The 16,438-nt window shown below is 65.8% G+C and carries 13 protein-coding genes, 1 tRNA gene, 1 other RNA gene and 1 pseudogene; 10 read left to right on the top strand and 6 right to left on the bottom strand.

All coding sequences use genetic code 11. From position 1 onward, the window contains the following. Positions 1-3: 3 nt before the first annotated feature. Positions 4-441 (bottom strand): SRPBCC family protein, encoded by a 438-nt coding sequence (locus H7K34_RS10040; protein ID WP_108920527.1) that lies wholly within the window; start codon positions 439-441, stop codon positions 4-6. 72 nt (positions 442-513) lie between these two features. Between H7K34_RS10040 and H7K34_RS10035 the strand changes: the two genes are divergently transcribed. Together H7K34_RS10035 and H7K34_RS10030 are read left to right on the top strand one after the other, a co-directional pair. After that, complete coding sequence (locus H7K34_RS10035; protein WP_372510761.1) at positions 514-1,905, top strand: FAD-binding protein; 1,392 nt, start codon at positions 514-516, stop codon at positions 1,903-1,905. Then, positions 1,902-3,212, top strand: coding sequence for a class I SAM-dependent methyltransferase (locus H7K34_RS10030; protein WP_264061751.1), 1,311 nt, complete (start codon positions 1,902-1,904; stop codon positions 3,210-3,212). The genes H7K34_RS10035 and H7K34_RS10030 overlap by 4 nt, the downstream gene beginning before the upstream one ends. Here H7K34_RS10030 and H7K34_RS10025 read toward each other — a convergent pair. From H7K34_RS10025 to ffs, 3 genes are all read right to left on the bottom strand, one after another. Beyond that, positions 3,209-5,077 carry a DNA polymerase III subunits gamma/tau gene (locus H7K34_RS10025; RefSeq protein WP_264062416.1) on the bottom strand — a complete coding sequence of 623 codons (1,869 nt, stop codon included), beginning with the start codon at positions 5,075-5,077 and terminating at the stop codon, positions 3,209-3,211. The genes H7K34_RS10030 and H7K34_RS10025 overlap by 4 nt on opposite strands. Before the next feature lie 198 nt (positions 5,078-5,275). Continuing rightward, positions 5,276-6,562 (bottom strand): aminotransferase class I/II-fold pyridoxal phosphate-dependent enzyme, encoded by a 1,287-nt coding sequence (locus H7K34_RS10020; RefSeq protein WP_264062415.1) that lies wholly within the window; start codon positions 6,560-6,562, stop codon positions 5,276-5,278. A gap of 85 nt (positions 6,563-6,647) precedes the next feature. Continuing rightward, positions 6,648-6,744: signal recognition particle sRNA small type (gene ffs / locus H7K34_RS10015), an RNA gene on the bottom strand. Positions 6,745-6,822: 78 nt separating this feature from the next. On the opposite strand from ffs, the gene H7K34_RS10010 reads away from it, so the two are divergent. Further along, a tRNA-Ser gene (locus tag H7K34_RS10010) sits at positions 6,823-6,908 on the top strand. A 100-nt stretch (positions 6,909-7,008) separates the two neighbouring features. Next, positions 7,009-7,827 (top strand): ICP22 family protein, encoded by an 819-nt coding sequence (locus tag H7K34_RS10005; RefSeq protein WP_264061750.1) that lies wholly within the window; start codon positions 7,009-7,011, stop codon positions 7,825-7,827. On the opposite strand, the gene H7K34_RS10000 is transcribed toward H7K34_RS10005, so the two are convergent. Together H7K34_RS10000 and H7K34_RS09995 are read right to left on the bottom strand one after the other, a co-directional pair. Then, on the bottom strand, positions 7,828-8,568 hold the full coding sequence (locus H7K34_RS10000) for an enoyl-CoA hydratase/isomerase family protein (protein WP_264061749.1): 741 nt from the start codon (positions 8,566-8,568) through the stop codon (positions 7,828-7,830). It lies immediately after the preceding gene. Positions 8,569-8,699: 131 nt separating this feature from the next. Further along, a complete protein-coding gene (locus H7K34_RS09995) occupies positions 8,700-9,464 on the bottom strand; it encodes a helix-turn-helix transcriptional regulator (protein WP_264061748.1) in 765 nt (254 codons plus the stop codon). Between the two features lie 121 nt (positions 9,465-9,585). Here H7K34_RS09995 and H7K34_RS09990 point away from each other — a divergent pair, with 121 nt between their 5' ends. The 6 genes and pseudogenes from H7K34_RS09990 to H7K34_RS09965 all read left to right on the top strand — a co-directional run bounded on the left by H7K34_RS09990 (position 9,586) and on the right by H7K34_RS09965 (position 16,435). Next, complete coding sequence (locus tag H7K34_RS09990) at positions 9,586-11,040, top strand: amino acid permease (RefSeq protein WP_264061747.1); 1,455 nt, start codon at positions 9,586-9,588, stop codon at positions 11,038-11,040. Further along, entirely contained in the window at positions 11,040-12,137 is a 1,098-nt protein-coding gene (locus H7K34_RS09985; protein WP_264061746.1) for an alanine racemase, read from the top strand. The genes H7K34_RS09990 and H7K34_RS09985 overlap by 1 nt, the downstream gene beginning before the upstream one ends. 28 nt (positions 12,138-12,165) lie before the next feature. Beyond that, positions 12,166-12,649: pseudogene (locus H7K34_RS09980) on the top strand (RidA family protein). Between the two features lie 138 nt (positions 12,650-12,787). Beyond that, positions 12,788-13,270, top strand: coding sequence for a lipoprotein LpqH (locus H7K34_RS09975; protein ID WP_264061745.1), 483 nt, complete (start codon positions 12,788-12,790; stop codon positions 13,268-13,270). Positions 13,271-13,367: 97 nt separating this feature from the next. Beyond that, positions 13,368-15,083 carry a hypothetical protein gene (locus tag H7K34_RS09970; protein WP_264061744.1) on the top strand — a complete coding sequence of 572 codons (1,716 nt, stop codon included), beginning with the start codon at positions 13,368-13,370 and terminating at the stop codon, positions 15,081-15,083. Beyond that, positions 15,080-16,435 (top strand): CHAT domain-containing protein, encoded by a 1,356-nt coding sequence (locus H7K34_RS09965; protein WP_264061743.1) that lies wholly within the window; start codon positions 15,080-15,082, stop codon positions 16,433-16,435. The genes H7K34_RS09970 and H7K34_RS09965 overlap by 4 nt, the downstream gene beginning before the upstream one ends. Positions 16,436-16,438 lie beyond the last annotated feature (3 nt).

Here is a 16,438-nt window from a genome sequence, read left to right as displayed (position 1 = left end):
GGCCTAGCTTTCGAGTTCTCTCTTCAGGTTGGCCAGCACCTCGCCCTGAATTTTCTTCAGCCCCAACGGCGCAAACGTCTTTTCAAAGAAGCCCTTGACGCCGCCCGCGCCGGTCCAGCTAGTTTTGACGGTCACGCTGGATCCGGGGCCCGCCGGCGCCACCGTCCAGTTGATCACCATCGACGAGTTCGCGTCCTTCTCGATGACGCTGTGACCAGCGACGTCGACGCTGGCCGCGACGTTGCGGCTACGTGATTTGGTGGCCTGCAACTTCCACTTGACGACAGTGCCCTGGCCCTGTCCGCCCTGCAGCACCTGGTACTCGCTGTACTGCGGGGACAGGATTTTCGGGCGGACATTCTGGTAGTCCGCCACTGCGGCGAGCGTGGCCGCCGGATCGACGTTGATCAAGATGGTGCTGGCTGCGCTGACCTGTGCCATCAGGCGCGACTCCTCTGTTGTGATGCCGTCCGCGCGCGGATGCACGTGGTGTGGTCGAAGACTAGGGTATATGTGGTGCCAGGTTCGGAATCTGCACTCTCGGCTCACAGGTCGGGCGTCGATCGGTTGGTGGCGAGTTATCGAACCATCCCCGTGACATCCGCGGTCCGTCTCGCTAAACCCACGTCAAACCTGTTCCGCGCCCGCACCAAACGCGATGGGCGCGGCCTGGACACGTCCGGACTGACCGGAGTCCTGGGCATCGATGCCGCAGCACACACCGCCGAGGTGGCCGGCATGTGCACGTACGAGCACTTGGTGGCGGCGACCCTCCGCTACGGATTGTCGCCGCTGGTAGTCCCGCAGCTCAAGACCATCACCGTCGGCGGCGCGGTCAGCGGCCTGGGCATCGAGTCGGCATCGTTCCGCAATGGTCTGCCACACGAGTCGGTACTGGAGATGGATATCCTTACCGGCGCTGGCGAATTGGTCACCGCATCACGTAGCCAGCACTCCGAACTGTTCCGGGCTTTCCCCAATTCCTATGGGACACTGGGATATTCAACACGAATGCGGATCGAGCTGGAGCCTGCCGCACCGTTCGTGGCGTTGCGGCACATCCGTTTCCGCTCGTTGCCGGAACTGGTCGCCGCAATGGACCGCATCATCGACACCGCCGGACAGGGCGGCACCCCGGTCGACTATCTCGACGGCGTGGTCTTCAGTCCCGACGAGAGCTACCTGTGCGTGGGCAGACGGACCACCACACCGGGACCCGTCAGCGACTACACCGGCAAAAGGATCTACTACCAGTCGATGCAGCACGATCGCGCCGGCCCGGAATACACCAAAGACGACCGGCTGACGATGAACGACTACTTCTGGCGCTGGGACACCGATTGGTTTTGGTGCTCACGGGCATTCGGCGTGCAGAACCCCCGGCTGCGGCGCTGGTGGCCGCGCCGTTACCGGCGCAGCAGCATCTACTCCAAGCTGGTCGCCGCGGATCGCCGCTTCGGTGTGTCCGACCGGATCGAGGCCCGCCACGGACGCCCGGCACCCGAACGGGTGGTCCAGGACGTCGAGGTGCCGATCGCACATTCCTGTGAATTCCTGGAGTGGTTTCTGGGCAACGTGCCGATCACACCGATCTGGTTGTGCCCGTTACGACTTCGTGATCGCGTGAGTTGGCCGCTGTATCCGATACCGCCGGAGGTCAGCTACGTCAACATCGGCTTCTGGTCTTCGGTTCCCGGCGGCGACGGCCTGGGCGCCACCAATCGGGCGATCGAGGCGAAGGTCAGTGAACTCGACGGGCACAAGTCGCTGTACTCCGACTCCTTCTACACCCGCGAAGAGTTCGATCGGCTCTACGGCGGCGAGGCCTACAAAACAGTGAAGAAATCCTACGATCCCGACTCGCGTCTGCTTGATCTGTATGCAAAGGCGGTGCAACGGCGATGACGACGACCAGAGAGTCCGACCACCCGACTGCTGGCAAGCTCAACATGGCCGAGGTGCTGGCCATCTTCACTGCCACCGGCGACTGTCCACTCAAGTTCACCGCGTATGACGGCAGTACCGCCGGAAATGAAGACGCCGTGCTCGGCCTGGACCTTTGCTCACCGCGCGGCACTACCTATCTGGCGACGGCACCCGGCGAGCTCGGCATCGCCCGCGCCTACATAGCCGGCGACCTGCAGACCTACGGCGTGCATCCTGGCGATCCCTACGAGCTGCTCAGGATGCTGGCCGACCGGGTGGATTTCAAACGGCCGTCGGCGCGGACGCTGGCGCAGGTGATTCGGTCGATCGGCATCGAGCATTTGGTACCGATCCCGCCGCCTCCGCAGGAGACGCCGCCGCGATGGCGCCGGGTCGCTGATGGCTTGCTGCACAGCAAGACTCGTGATGCAGAGGCGATCCACCATCACTACGACGTTTCGAACACATTCTACGAATGGTTGCTCGGGCCGTCGATGACTTACACCTGCGCGGTCTACCCACACGCCGGCGCGACGCTGGAAGAGGCGCAGGAGAACAAGTACCGGCTGATCTTCGACAAGCTGAGGCTCGCGCCGGGCGACCGGCTGCTCGACGTCGGCTGCGGCTGGGGCGGCATGGTGCGTTACGCAGCACGCCATGGTGTCCGGGCGATCGGCGTCACCCTGTCGGGAGAACAGGCGAAGTGGGCGCAACAAGCGATCGACGAAGACGGGCTGTCGACGCTGGCCGAGATGCGCCACTGCGACTACCGCGATGTGCCCGAAGCGGAGTTCGACGCCGTCTCGTCGATCGGGCTGACCGAGCACATCGGAGTCAAGAACTACCCGGCTTACTTCGAGTTCCTCAAGTCGAAGTTACGCACCGGCGGCCTGCTGCTCAATCACTGCATCACCCGCCACGACAACAAGCAGACCTCGTTTGCGGGCGGATTCACCGACCGTTACGTCTTCCCGGACGGCGAGCTGACCGGCTCGGGACGCATTCTGACCGAGGTCCAGGAGAGCGGCTTCGAAGTGCTGCACCAGGAGAACTTCCGCCATCACTACGCGATGACACTGCGCGACTGGTGCCGCAATCTGGTAGAGCATTGGGATATCGCGGTCGCCGAGGTGTCGCTGCCGATCGCGAAGGTGTGGGGTCTGTACATGGCGGCGTCACGAGTTGCGTTCGAGCAGAACAACCTTCAGCTTCATCACGTGCTGGCCGCCAATGTCGAGCGGCGAGGCGCCGACAGCCTGCCGCTGCGGCCCTGGTGGCAGCCTTAGCTGCCGTCGATCCGGCGCGCGCCTAACTCGTTCTGCAGTAGTTCGAGTGCGGCTTCTTCGGGGTCGCGACGTGGCGCCGACGGATCGGTGCGACCGGCCTCGGCGAGCATGTGCTCCTCTTCATCGCGCTGCGCGGATTCCGCAGCGGCAGCGATGTTTACCGGAGGTTCCTCTTCGGCGGGCGGTGGGGCCGCTTCGGTGGGCGCCGGCCCCCCTACCTCACAGCGCACCCGCCAATTGACGCCCAGCACTTCCTTGAGCGCTTCGGCGATGACGTCGGAGTTGCGCTGTTCGCACAGCCGCTTGGCCAGCGGCGCCGAGGCGTGGCTGAGTACCAGCGTGTCGCCGTCTACCGCGCGAACGGTGGCGCCGGCCAGCATCACCTCAGTGGTGCGGCTGCGCTGACGCACCTTGTCGCGCACCTCCGGCCAAATGGATCGCACCGCTGTTGCATTGAGTTCGCCTGGGGCAGAAACTGGTTCGGGCGTGGGATCCGGTGCCGGCGACGGTGGCGGCGGCGCAGGCGGCGGCGGTTCACTGGCCGGCTCGGGTACCGCGGTCGGCCGACGGAATCTGACAGGTTCGGCCGGGCGTTCGGCCGGCGGTTCGGCCGGGGCGAGTGGCCGGGATGGCTGACGCGGCGTGGCAGCCACCGCCGGTGCGGTCACGGGTGGCGCAGCCGCCGGTGTGGCTTCGGCAGCAGCGACGGAGATGGCCAGCCGGGTCTCGATGCGCTCGATACGTTGCAGCAGCGCCGATTCGGCGTCGCTCGCCGAGGGCAGCAACAGGCGTGCACAGACCACTTCGAGCAGCAGCCGGGGCGCGGTCGCACCGCGCATCTCCCCCAGTCCGGCTTGCACCACTTCCGCGCACCGGGTCAGCGTCGCCGCGCCGATTCGGGCCGCTTGCTCGCGCATGCGGTCCAGCACGTCTTCCGGCGCGTCCACCACACCGCGGCTGATCGCATCCGGAACCGCTTGCAGCAGAAGGAGATCACGGAACCGCTCGAGCAGATCGGTGGCGAAGCGCCGCGGGTCGTGGCCGGCGTCGATCACCGATTCGACGGCCCCGAACAGCGCCGCGGCATCCCCGGCTGCCAGCGCGTCGACGGCGTCGTCGATCAAGGCGACGTCGGTGGCACCCAGCAATCCCAACGCGCGCGGGTAGGTGACGTGGCCGTCGTCGGCCCCGGCGACCAATTGGTCCAGCACCGACAACGTGTCGCGGGGCGAACCACCGCCGGCGCGGATCACCAACGGGTACACCGCATCGTCGACGACGACACCTTCTTGTTCGCAGATCCGCCCGATCAGCGAACGCATGGTCTTGGGTGGCAACAACCGGAACGGGTAGTGATGGGTGCGCGACCGGATCGTCGGCAGCACCTTCTCCGGCTCGGTGGTGGCGAAGATGAAGATCAGGTGTTCGGGCGGTTCTTCGACGATCTTAAGCAGCGCGTTGAACCCGGCCGTGGTCACCATGTGCGCCTCGTCGACGATGAACACCCGGTAGCGCGACTGCGCCGGCGCGTAGAAGGCACGGTCACGCAGCTCGCGGGTGTCGTCCACGCCGCCGTGGCTGGCGGCGTCGAGCTCCACTACGTCGATGCTGCCCGGCGCGTTTGGCGCCAGACCCTGGCACGAATCGCAAACCCCGCACGGGCTGGCCGTCGGCCCCTGCACGCAGTTCAGCGACCGGGCCAAGATGCGCGCCGACGAGGTCTTTCCGCAGCCGCGCGGACCGGAGAACAGGTACGCGTGGTTGATCCGGCCGGCTTCCAGTGCAATGGACAGCGGCTCGGTGACATGCTCCTGCCCCACCACTTCGGCGAAGGTTGCCGGTCGGTACTTGCGGTAGAGAGCCACGGTCAGCAGGCTACCGGCGCGGCCCGACGACGATGCGGGCACCGCACGTCCCACTGTGCAGTCGGGCGGTGGTCACTGTGACTAGAGCCCGGCGTCGAGTGCGCATGGCTTCGGGTGTGGGTCAGCGGCTTCGAGGGTGCAGCCCGGGCGCGATTTCGCCGGATTTCCCGCCCTCAGCGCACACCCGACACCGTCAGTTCACGCTCGGCGCCGGGCACCCAGCCGGGCCTCGGAAGCCGCCAGCAGCGCGCAGGTGGCCAGCCCGTCGACCGCGTCACGCAGATCCGGCAGCGACGGGAAGGTGGGCGCGATCCGGATGTTCTTGTCCTCCGGATCCTTGCGGTACGGGAAGGTCGCTCCGGCCTCGGTGACCGCGATACCGGCGTCCTTGGCCAGCGCGACGGTTCGGCGTGCCGTCCCGGGCCACACGTCCAAGCTGATGAAGTAGCCCCCCTTGGGCTCGGTCCACGAGGCGATCTTGGAGTCCCCGAGCCGCTGCTCGAGGATCTCCAGCGTCAGGTCGAATTTCGGTGCCAGGATCTGCTGGTGGCGCTGCATCTGCAGGCGGACGCCGTCGGCGTCGCCGAAGAAGCGCAGATGCCGCAGTTGGTTGATCTTGTCCGGGCCGATCGACTTCTTCCCCGCGTACTGCAGGTACCAGGCGATGTTGCCCAGCGACCCGCCCAGGAAGCTGACCCCGGCGCCGGCGAAGGTGATCTTCGAGGTCGACGCGAAGACGTACGGCCGGTTCGGGTTGCCGGCCGTGGCGGCCAGCCCGAGGATGTCGACCTGGCGCAGGAAGTCATGTGTCAGGGTGTGCACCGCGTACGCGTTGTCCCAGAACAGCCGGAAGTCAGGCGCCGCCGTCCGCATCTGCACCAGCCGGCGAACGGTTTCCCAGGAGTACGTGACGCCGGTGGGGTTGCCGAATACCGGCACCGTCCACATGCCCTTGATCGCGGGGTCGACGGCGACGAGCTCCTCGATCAAGTCGACGTCCGGACCGTCGTCACGCATCGGGATCAGGATCATTTCGATGCCCATGGTCTCGGTGATGGCGAAGTGCCGGTCATACCCGGGCGCGGGGCACAGAAACTTGATGCTGGGCTCGTCCTTCCAGGGCCGTTGCGAGTCCACGCCGCCGTACAGCATCGAGAACGCGACGAGATCGTGCATCAGCTCCAGGCTGGAGTTGTTCCCGGCGATCAGGTTGGGCACCGGAATACCAAGCAGCTCTCCGAAAATGGCTCGCAGGCCGGGCAGGCCGTGCAGGCCGCCGTAGTTGCGGGTGTCGGTGCCCTCGGCGTCGCGGAAGTCGTCGCCGGGCAGGCTCAGCAGCTGGTTGGACAGATCGAGCTGCGCCGGAGCCGGTTTGCCGCGGGTCAGATCCAAGTGCAGCTTCTTAGCTTGCAGCTCCGCGTAGTCCTGCTGGTTGCGGGCGTGCAGTGCGGTGAGCTCTTGCACGCTCAGGGAATCGAACGCCACCATGTTTTAACAGGGCCCCTTCGCTGTCGAACGCCGGAGAGTGACGGGCCGGCTACCGGCGAAAGCACTTGTCGCGCCGCCCCACACATGGGGGACCCCGCGCACCCGACAGAGCCCATTGACCCTTGCTGCCTTCCGGCCCTGGGGGAGTTCACAGGATAGACGCCGCGCGGGGTCCACCGCGAGTGTAATACCTGGCCCGCATCCGCCGATGACGGCCGACCGACATTCCGCGTTGACCCAGCCGCTACCATTGCGACGGAGGATTCGCCTAGTGGCCTATGGCGCTCGCCTGGAACGCGGGTTGGGTTAATAGCCCTCGCGGGTTCAAATCCCGCATCCTCCGCAAATCGGGTGCACTCGGTTCAAGACGCGGCCAAGCGGTTGTTTGGAATCGGTTTGGCTGCCTCTAGGCTGACGTGGGCTCACCAGCATGAGGGAGGCGTATGGGGCGCAAGGTTGCCATACCGTGGCACTTGGCGTTTTCGATCGGTGCCGGCGTCCTCTATTTCCTCTGTGTGTTGCCCCGCTGGTCGGAATTGCTGGGCGACACCTCACGCGCATTGGGGATGGCGGGCCGGATCGGGTCGGGCGCGCTGTTTGCCCTGGCCGCGCTGCCTGTGGTGTTTACCCTGCTGAGGACCCGTAAGCCGGAACTGGGCGTCCCGCAGATGGCTCTCACGCTGCGGCTCTGGTCCATCGTGGCCCACATCCTGGCCGGGGTGCTGATCATCGGCACCGCGATCAGCGAGATCTGGCTCAGCCTGGACTCCGCCGGACAGTATCTGTTCGGTATTTACGGCGCTGCGGCCGCGATCGGCATCATCGGATTTTTCGCGTTCTATCTGTCTTTCGTCGCCGAGTTGCCGCCTCCGCCGCCGAAGCCGATCAAAGCGAAGAAGCCCAAGCGCCGTGGTACCCGCCGCAAGAAGGGCGACGAGTCGGAGGCTGAGGAAGCCACGGACACCGCCGAAGACACCGAGGATACGGAATCCGGCGAAGCCGAAGATGCCGAGACCGTCACGGCGGACGAAGCTGGAGACGAAGCCGACGAAGAGACGGAAGAACCCGTCGAGCCCACCGCGAAAGCCGTCGAAGCCGTCAAGGCCGAGAAGCCGGCGACCGAGGAGCCGGCGGCGGACGCCGAGATTACCGAGGACAACGAGGAATCCCGCGGCGGGCTGCGCAACCGCCGGCCCGAGGGCAAGGGTTCGCATCGCATGCGGCGCCGGCGCACCCGTGGCGGCGTCGCGCTCGACGAGTGATCAGTCGCGGCGCTTAAGGCTTTCGACGTATGCGGCGATGCGCTGCTGTGTCTCGTCGGCACCCCACAGCTCGCGAACGTCGGCGTCGGTAGCGCCACCTTGGCGGATCCGCGCCACGGCCGGCGCTCGTAGCTGGGCTTTCGTGTCGCGATAGGCCGCGACCGGGATGCTGCCCAGATCTGCGGCCTCCGCAACCGCCGCCTCGAGCAGATCGTCGGCGACGACGCGGTGGGCAAGCCCGCGGGTGATGGCGTCGGCCCCCTTGTAGGTGCGGGCGCCGAGCAGCACTTCCTCGGCGCGATCCCCGCAGGCGTAACGCATGACTTCCAGCGCGGCGACCGGGAACGAGACGCCGACTCGGACCTCGGCCGCCCCGATCCCCGCCTCGGGGCCGATCAGGCGGCGATCGCAGGCGCACGCCAGCACGCACCCGCCGGCGATGGCGGCACCATTGATGGCAGCCACCGTCGGCCACGCAAAGCTGAACAGCGCGTCGAACGTGTCCGACAGCGCGGGAACCAGCCGATCGGTGTAGGCGCTGCCACCCTCGACCACACGGTTTAGGTCGACCCCGGCGCTGAACACCCGACCGGCGCCGACGATGACCAGCGGACCGTTACCCGACTCTTGCAGTTCACGGACGGTTCGGGTCAGCTCTTCGAGCACTTCGACATCGAGGGCGTTGACGCGCCCGGCCGAAAGGGTCAACACCCGCACCGGGCCGACGCTCTGGATCTCCATCACAAGGACACTCAAGCATCCGCCGCCGGCGCTACTGCTGGTGGGTCAGCCTCGCCAGGATCACTGGAATGCCGGTGTTCTCGTCGGTGCGGTAGCTGCCGTCTTCAGTCACCGAGGCCGGGGCGAATCGGTTAAGTCGTTGATGCCCGCGCGTGTATCTCATTGAGGTAGTTGTAAACCGTATAGCGAGTGACATCTAGTGCGGCCGCAGCTGTCTCGGCGGATTGTTTGACCAGAAAGTAGCCTTGCTGATCGAGTTCGGCGACAACCTCCATCTTGTGTTCCTTGCGCATCTCGGCAACGCGCACGCCAACATTGGCGATCGCCGTATCGATGAGCCGTTCCGATAACTCCTCCACGCTGTGCGGAAAATGTTCACTGTCTGGGTCGCCGAGCGCAGGTCGGACAATTGGCGTGGAGGTTGGCAGCGGGATCGGTACGGCTTCGCCGTCCCCGTCGGCTGGTAGTAAGCCGTCGAGAGCGCCGCGGAGATGCTCCCAGGCCGTCACGTCGGTATTGATGCAAAGCGCAGCGGCGGGCTCGTCGTCGCGGGCGGTGAACATGATCGTGCTGGAGCGCAGCACTCGTCCGTCGGGCAGCACGGACTGATATGCGATCTCGTGGCGGATGTCTCCGGCGGCCACACTGCGCAGCAGTCTGTCCGTGGGAGGGTCTCCCGGTCGCCGCCCGGTGATGTCACCGGCAATCGCGCGCACGGTGTTGGGGATTCGGCGCAGGTCGTGCAGGACCACCTCGGTGGGCTGCGGATAGCTGCCCTGCAGTGCATCAACCATTTGCTCGAGCATCAGGTTGATCGTCTCGGCGTCGAGGATGCGCAAAGCGGCCACCAGCTGCCCGGCGTCCTTCTTCAACATGTTGTCGATTTTAGCTGCCATGAACGTAGACACTCCACAACGATTTGTGTAATCTTCGCCGCGGGGCGGAGATCTTTCAACGTACTGTTGAAATAGCTTTGCGTCGTCGGTCTCTCCGGTCCAACTGATGAGGACGCCACACATGACGAATGAGGTCGCCGCCGCATCGGTCGCCGACGAGAGCGCTCCGCACCTGCGCCGCGGCCTTGCCAACCGACATATCCAACTGATCGCGGTCGGTGGCGCGATCGGCACCGGCCTGTTCATGGGATCAGGGCGCACGATTTCTCTCGCCGGTCCGGCGGTGCTGCTGGTGTACGGCATTGTTGGGTTTTTCGTGTTCTTCGTACTGCGGGCGATGGGCGAACTTCTGTTGTCCAACCTGAACTACAAGTCTTTCGTCGACTTCACCTCCGACCTGTTGGGGCCCGGCGCCGGATTCTTTATGGGGTGGTCCTACTGGTTCGCCTGGATCGTCGCCGGCATCGCCGAGGTTGTTTCCATTACCGGCTACTCGCAGTACTGGTGGCCCGACGTGCCAGCATGGCTACCAGCCATTCTTACCGTGACGCTGATCCTCTCGCTGAACTTGTTCAACGTTCGCAGCTTCGGCGAGATCGAATTCTGGTTCGCGTTGATAAAAGTCGCGGCGATCCTCTGTCTGATCGCCGTCGGAGCGATTTTGGTGAGCACCGACTTCGTCAGCCCCGACGGTACCCACGCGGCACTGGCGAACCTGTGGAATGACGGCGGGTTCTTCGCCACCGGCGCGACGGGCATGGTCGGCGGCTTTCAGGTCGCATTCTTCGCCTTCGTCGGTGTCGAACTGCTGGGCACGGCGGCCGCAGAGACCGCTGATCCGCGTCGCACCCTGCCGCGTGCGATCAACGCCGTGCCGGTGCGGATAGTCGTCTTCTACATCGGGGCGCTGCTGGCGATCCTGTGCGTCATCCCGTGGCGACATATCGCGCCCGGACAGTCGCCATTCGTGATGATGTTCTCGCTAGCCGGACTTGCTGCGGCGGCTTCGATCATCAACTTCGTCGTCATCACTTCGGCAACCTCGGCAGCCAACTCGGGGGTCTTCTCGACCGGCCGCATGCTGTACGGCCTCGCCGACGCGAGCAGCGCGCCTGCGGGATTTCGCTGGCTCAACCGCGGTGGGGTGCCGGCCCCCGCGCTCGGGCTGACCGCCGCCTTGCTGCTGATGTCCGTCCCACTGCTCTACGCCGGCGGATCGGTGATCGAAGCCTTCACGCTCATCACGACGGTGTCATCGCTGCTGTTCATGTTCGTGTGGGTGATGATCGTCGCCAGTTACCTCGTGTACCGTCGCCGCCGCGCCCAGCGTCACGCCGAGTCGATCTACAAGATGCCCGGCGGTGTACCGATGTGCTGGGCGATCCTCGGCTTCTTCGCGTTTGTGATCTGGACCCTGACAACCAATCCAGATACCGCGACCGCACTGGCGTGGTTTCCCTTTTGGTTTGTCGTGCTGGCGATCGGGTGGCTGGCGGTCCGCCGCCGCCCAGATCGCGCAGGCCAGTATGCCGATTCCAGGCAGAGATGGACCAATCAACTAGACAGGAACCAATGATGACGCGCATTCCCGAGGAGATCGATACACCTGCCGTGGTCATCGATCATGACGCGCTGGAGCGCAACATCGCGCGGATGAGCGCCGCTATCACCGAACGCGGGATCGGGCTGCGTCCGCACGTGAAGACCCACAAGGTGCCCCAGATCGCGCAGTTGCAACTCGATGCGGGCGCAACGGGCCTCACCGTCGCGACCATCGGTGAAGCAGAGGTATTCGTCGACCATGGCGCCGACGACATCTTTATCGCCTACCCACTGTGGATCGGTCCGCGCCAAGCCGACCGCCTGCGCCGGCTGAGCGGGCGTGCCCGCGTCGCGATCGGGGTCGATTCGCCGCAGGCCGCGATGAACATTGCTGCGAAGTTGGGGAATGACCGTGCGGCAATCGATGTGTTCGTCGAAGTCGATAGCGGGCAACACCGTAGCGGCATCGCACCGCAGCGGGCGGGCGAAGTCGCCAGCACCGCCGTCGACGCTGGCCTGCAAATCACCGGCGTGTTTACCTTCCCGGGGCACAGCTACGGCCCAGGCAAAGCCGCCGAAGCCGCCGCGCAAGAACAGCACGCCCTCATCCAGGCCACTAATGCACTTGCCGCAGAAGGTATTGCGGTCACTTGCCGAAGCGGTGGATCAACCCCGACGGCACTCCTAACCGCCGCCGACGGTGCCACCGAAGTCCGCCCGGGCGTCTATGTTTTCGGCGATGCACAACAGCTCGAGCTTCAACGATGCCGATCCGAAGACATCTCGCTGACGGTTGCCGCAACGGTAGTCAGTCGGCACGACACTGCCGATGGCCCGCGCCGGATCATTTTAGATTCGGGCAGCAAGATCCTCGGCAGCGATCGCCCAGCATGGACCAGCGGCTTCGGCCGCCTCATCGACTACCCCAACGCCAGGATCACCGCACTCTCCGAGCACCACGCCACCGTCGCGTGGCCCGATGAGGCGCAGCTGCCACCCATCGGCACACGTCTACGCGTAATCCCGAACCACGTCTGCTCGGCCATGAACCTCATCGACGAGGTCACCGTCGTGCGCGACGATGCCGTCATCGACCGATGGCAAGTCGCGGCCCGCGGCAAGAATAGTTAGTCAAATCCCCTCACCTGAAAGGCTTTTGATGCCCAACATCACCTCGTCGAAGTCCACAGTGGAACGCCGGCTCGCCGAACGGGGTCTGACCCTGCCACCGGTCGCCGCCCCTGCCGGGGCCTACGTGCCCGCTGTCGCCGACGGTGCCCACGTGTATACCTCCGGACAACTTCCGCTCGTCGATGGTGCGCTTCACACTAACCGGCAAGGTCGGCGCTGACGTCGCACCCGACCAGGCGCGGGCACAGGCGCAGATCTGTGCGCTCAACGCGCTCGCCGCGATCCGTGCCGAGATAGGCGACTTGGACCGCATCACTCGGATTGTCAAGGTGACCGGATTTGTCGCATCCGAGCCCGGTTTCACCGGACAACCCGAAGTCGTCACCGGCGCATCCGAGCTCCTCGGCTGGGGCTTCGGACCCGCAGGCGTACACGCCCGTTCAGCCGTCGGCGTCGCCGCGCTACCGCTCGACGCCCCCGTCGAGATCGAGATCGCCGCAACGTTCAATTAGACCGATACCAGGTTTGGTCCCGTTCCCGCGACGGAGCCCGGTTTGCACCCAAAAGTTGGGATCGGTAGCAATTCGGGCGTTCTGTACTTGCTCCCATGACGACGCCAACGGGGCGGAGCATGAAGGAAGGAACCACCAGTGAAACGTCTTCTCGTGGGCGCAATCGGAACCCTCGGCGTGGCAGCGGCCGTGGTGGGCTGCTCGAGCGGCGGCCACACAGCCAGCCCGGCGTCGAGCTCAGCCCCTAGCGTGGCCTCCGGGAGCGGTGCTCAGATCAAGGTCGGTGGTGCCGACTTGGCAGGAGTCAACCCAGCCTCGGTGACCTGTGTGAAGCAGGGCGGCAAGATCGACATCGGTAGCGGATCCACCGGCGGTGCGCAGCAGGCGCTGGCAGTCGTGATGACCGACGAAGCAACTCCGAAGGTCGAGTCGCTGGCACTTGTGGTGGACGGCAACGCCTTGTCGGTCGCCAGCAACATGGGTGCCAATGTCGGGTCGGCCAACGTGGCGGTGGACGGCAAGACCTACAAAATCACCGGTCAGGCGCAGGGCGCCGACCTGAAGAACCCGATGGCCGGCATGATCACCAAGGACTTCAGCATCAAGGTGACGTGCGGTTAATCGGCTTCACTCCGGGCGGCGGACGTGCTTCACTCACACGTCCGCCGCACCGGGCTGTCCGGGGCAGACTCCCGGTAAATGGATTTATGATGCAGCCGTGTCGATCTCCGGCGAATTAGAGCGAGCCCGCCGCCTGGCACTGGACGCCGACGAGATCGGCGCCCGGGATCTGCTGCTGTCGCTGATACCCGCAATCGAACGCGAAGATCGCGACGAGGAGATCCTGGAAGCCTTCGCGCAGCTGGGCGAGATCTATCTGGCGCGAAGCGCGAATGACGAAGTGCACGAGTGCATCCGGCGTATCCGCGACTGCCTGGACATCTACTCCGGAATCCTGGCCGGCACCCGGCCGGAAACGACACCGATGCCCGCGGCCGACGTGGCACACATGATCCGCCGCTATTCGCGCCGAGCGCAGTTCCTGCAGAGCGGCCTGGCCGCCGCACACGGCGATCACGAAGGCGCCGCAGCGGCACTAACCGAGTTGAGCCGGGCCGACGACGCGTTCCCCGAGCTGGCCGGCGAGCACACCCGCCTGATCATTCATGCGCAACTGCTGTGCGCGAACGCGCTGTGCGACGACGACCTGCATGTGCGGTCGGTTCCGTTGTGGGAGCAGGTGGTCGACGCGATCGACCGCCTGGGCGACGACGAATTCGACGACCGGTTGCGGGTGGATGCATCCACCGCGTACGGCAGGTTCTGCGTCGAGACCGGACGCCTGAGCGAAGCCGAGCCGTGGCTGCGCCGGGCCGGGGCCCGGGCGAAGGCGCGTGGCTGGGAATTAGCCGAAGCCAGAACGCAATTGGAGCGTGCGGCGGCGCGTTGGCTGGTCAGTGACCACTCGACGACCGAGCAGCTGGTGTCCGAGGCCTACCCGGTGATCGCACGGTATGAGCGCGCACACGACGTCGCGCGGTGCTGGCTGTACCTGGGACTCACCCGGCTGGCTCGCGGGGAACTCAAAGCCGCCGACGAGTGCTGGGAGCATGCCGAACGGCACTGGCGCGAGCTGGCAAAGCCCTTGCATTTACATCGAATCCTTTTGCAGCGTAGCTGGATAGCGATCTTCTGGAGCAAGTTCACCGACGCGGTCGAGCTGATCGCCCAGGCCCGCGAACTGCTCGATACGTCGCCACGCAGCAGTTGGCTACAGTACGCCCAGCTGGACAGCCAGCTCGGCACCGTGTGGCGCGCGGATGCGTTGGCGGACCTCGGCTTCGACAGCTCGGGCGATCCCGACGAACCGCTGGAGGAAACCGAGGCAAAGCATGCCGAGGGGCTCGGCATCCTGAAGGGCGAGGTCGGCACGCCCGAATACTGGCGCGGCATGACCAAGCTCGAACAGGCCGCCGAGCTCAAGGTGCCGGCCGCGCTGGCGGTCGATTCGGTGCGCTTCTCGATCGCCGATGCCGACGCGAGGGCGCGCTGGGCGGCCAGCATCTCGGCACCGATTCTGGCCGGCGCCTTCGCCGTCGCGTACGAATGGGAGAACACCCAGCTGATCAGCGAGCTCATCGAATATCACAGCGCGCGTAGCACTTTCGATACCGATCCGCAGCGGCCGGCCATCGGCGAATGGGCGTCGACGGGCACTGCCACGGTGCTCGTCGACGCCGAGCTCCAACCGGCGTTGGCCGCCGCCGGTCCGCCGACGTCGGCCGGCCGTTCCCTTACCCGGCTGGGCCCGTTGCCTCCGTTACAGATGCAGCCCGACAGCCCGCCGATCATGAGTCACTATCGCGCCCTGGCGTTGCAGCGCTACGGCCGCGACGTCACCGCCGCCGAGCCCGCCTGGTCGACCTGGCCATGAGCGACCGGCTGACCCTCGTCCTGCGCTACGCCGACCTCGGGATCGCCACTTACGGCAGCTTGCGGATCATCGGGCAGCCATCGAGGACCGTCACCTGGGTGGTGGAGGAGCCCCTGCTGCTGGCCGCGATCGAAGAACTGACCGATGCCATCCCCGAGCCGTACGGCAGCGAGAGCAGGCGCGACGCGATCGAAAGAGCCTTGGCCACCGGACCTTTCGCGAATCCGGACACCGAGCTCACCGTCGCCTACATTCTAGGTGTGCTGCTGATCTCGACGCAGGGCTGGCAGCTGCTGAACGAGTGTGTGTCCTCGCCACGCGCCACGCTGTTCGTGGCCCCCAGCGCGCGGCTGGCCCGCGTCCCCTGGGGGCTGCTCGCGGTGCCGACATCGGGACCGAGCAAAGAGGAACTGGTGCGCGCCCGCCAGGACGCCATCACGGCAAGCGGAAGAGTCGCGGCCCGGATCCCCTGGCAACTTGCGAATATCGGCGAACACACCGACGGCCATCGGCTGATGGAGTTGGTGGACGTGCTGATGGCGGTGCCGGCGAACATCATGCACGCACCCCGCACCCCGGCACGATGGGACGCCCGCCAGGACGGCCCGCCGGTGCTGGTCCTCGACCCTCGGGTGCCCGGACAGCGCCCCGACTCCGCACTCGGGTCGGTGCTGGGCAGACCTTCGACGGAAACCCAACTGGCACAATACTTTGCCGAACTGATCAAGCGACGAGCGACGCTCCCCACTGTCGACGGGGCGGTCGAACTGTTCCGCCGGCAGGATGCCGACCGCACCTGGCTGGCCAACTTGCTGGCCCAGCACCCGAGCAGGCTGCTCTACGTCGGTCACGCGAGTTCTGCTGACGCGCAGCCAGATCACGCCGCCCAGGCCGACCGCGCGGCCCTGCACCTGGCCTGTACGGCGGCGAGTCGCGGCGATGCCGACACCATCGGCGACCACCGTCCCCTGACGGCGTCGGACCTGATGGCGTTGCGATTGCCGATGCCTCCCCGGGTGGCTCTGCTGGCCTGCGGGTCGGGCGGCGACTATCGATTCGACGAAGCGACCGGCTTGGTGGCGGCGATGATTCTAGGTGGCGCACAGCTTGTCACTGCCACGCTGTGGTCGCTGCCTACCACGGCCGCCTACCGTCAATTTGCCAGTACGGACGCCGATCCGATGACCGATGTCGTCGCCGCCGTCGACCGCGCCCACGAAGGCGACGATGCGGGCTGTGCGGTGAACCGATGGCAGCGCGAGCAGATACGGCGCTGGCGCGATGGAGACCACGCGGCCAGCCCGCTGTATTGGGGCGCACTGGTCAGTTTCGCCGTCGACGGCGCACGCTAGTAC

The organism is Mycobacterium montefiorense (assembly GCF_025823255.1).
Lineage (GTDB): Bacteria > Actinomycetota > Actinomycetes > Mycobacteriales > Mycobacteriaceae > Mycobacterium > Mycobacterium montefiorense.
Note: the sequence above shows the minus strand (reverse complement) of the source record. Positions and strands in the feature narration are given on the sequence as shown.

Coding starts and splice junctions, on each gene's coding strand:
- H7K34_RS10040 (WP_108920527.1), bottom strand. CDS start 441: ATGGCACAGGTCAGCGCAGCCAGCACCATCTTGATCAACGTCGATCCG.
- H7K34_RS09995 (WP_264061748.1), bottom strand. CDS start 9,464: ATGGCAGCTAAAATCGACAACATGTTGAAGAAGGACGCCGGGCAGCTG.
- H7K34_RS10000 (WP_264061749.1), bottom strand. CDS start 8,568: ATGGAGATCCAGAGCGTCGGCCCGGTGCGGGTGTTGACCCTTTCGGCC.
- H7K34_RS10030 (WP_264061751.1), top strand. CDS start 1,902: ATGACGACGACCAGAGAGTCCGACCACCCGACTGCTGGCAAGCTCAAC.
- H7K34_RS09985 (WP_264061746.1), top strand. CDS start 11,040: ATGACGCGCATTCCCGAGGAGATCGATACACCTGCCGTGGTCATCGAT.
- H7K34_RS10005 (WP_264061750.1), top strand. CDS start 7,009: ATGGGGCGCAAGGTTGCCATACCGTGGCACTTGGCGTTTTCGATCGGT.
- H7K34_RS09990 (WP_264061747.1), top strand. CDS start 9,586: ATGACGAATGAGGTCGCCGCCGCATCGGTCGCCGACGAGAGCGCTCCG.
- H7K34_RS09965 (WP_264061743.1), top strand. CDS start 15,080: ATGAGCGACCGGCTGACCCTCGTCCTGCGCTACGCCGACCTCGGGATC.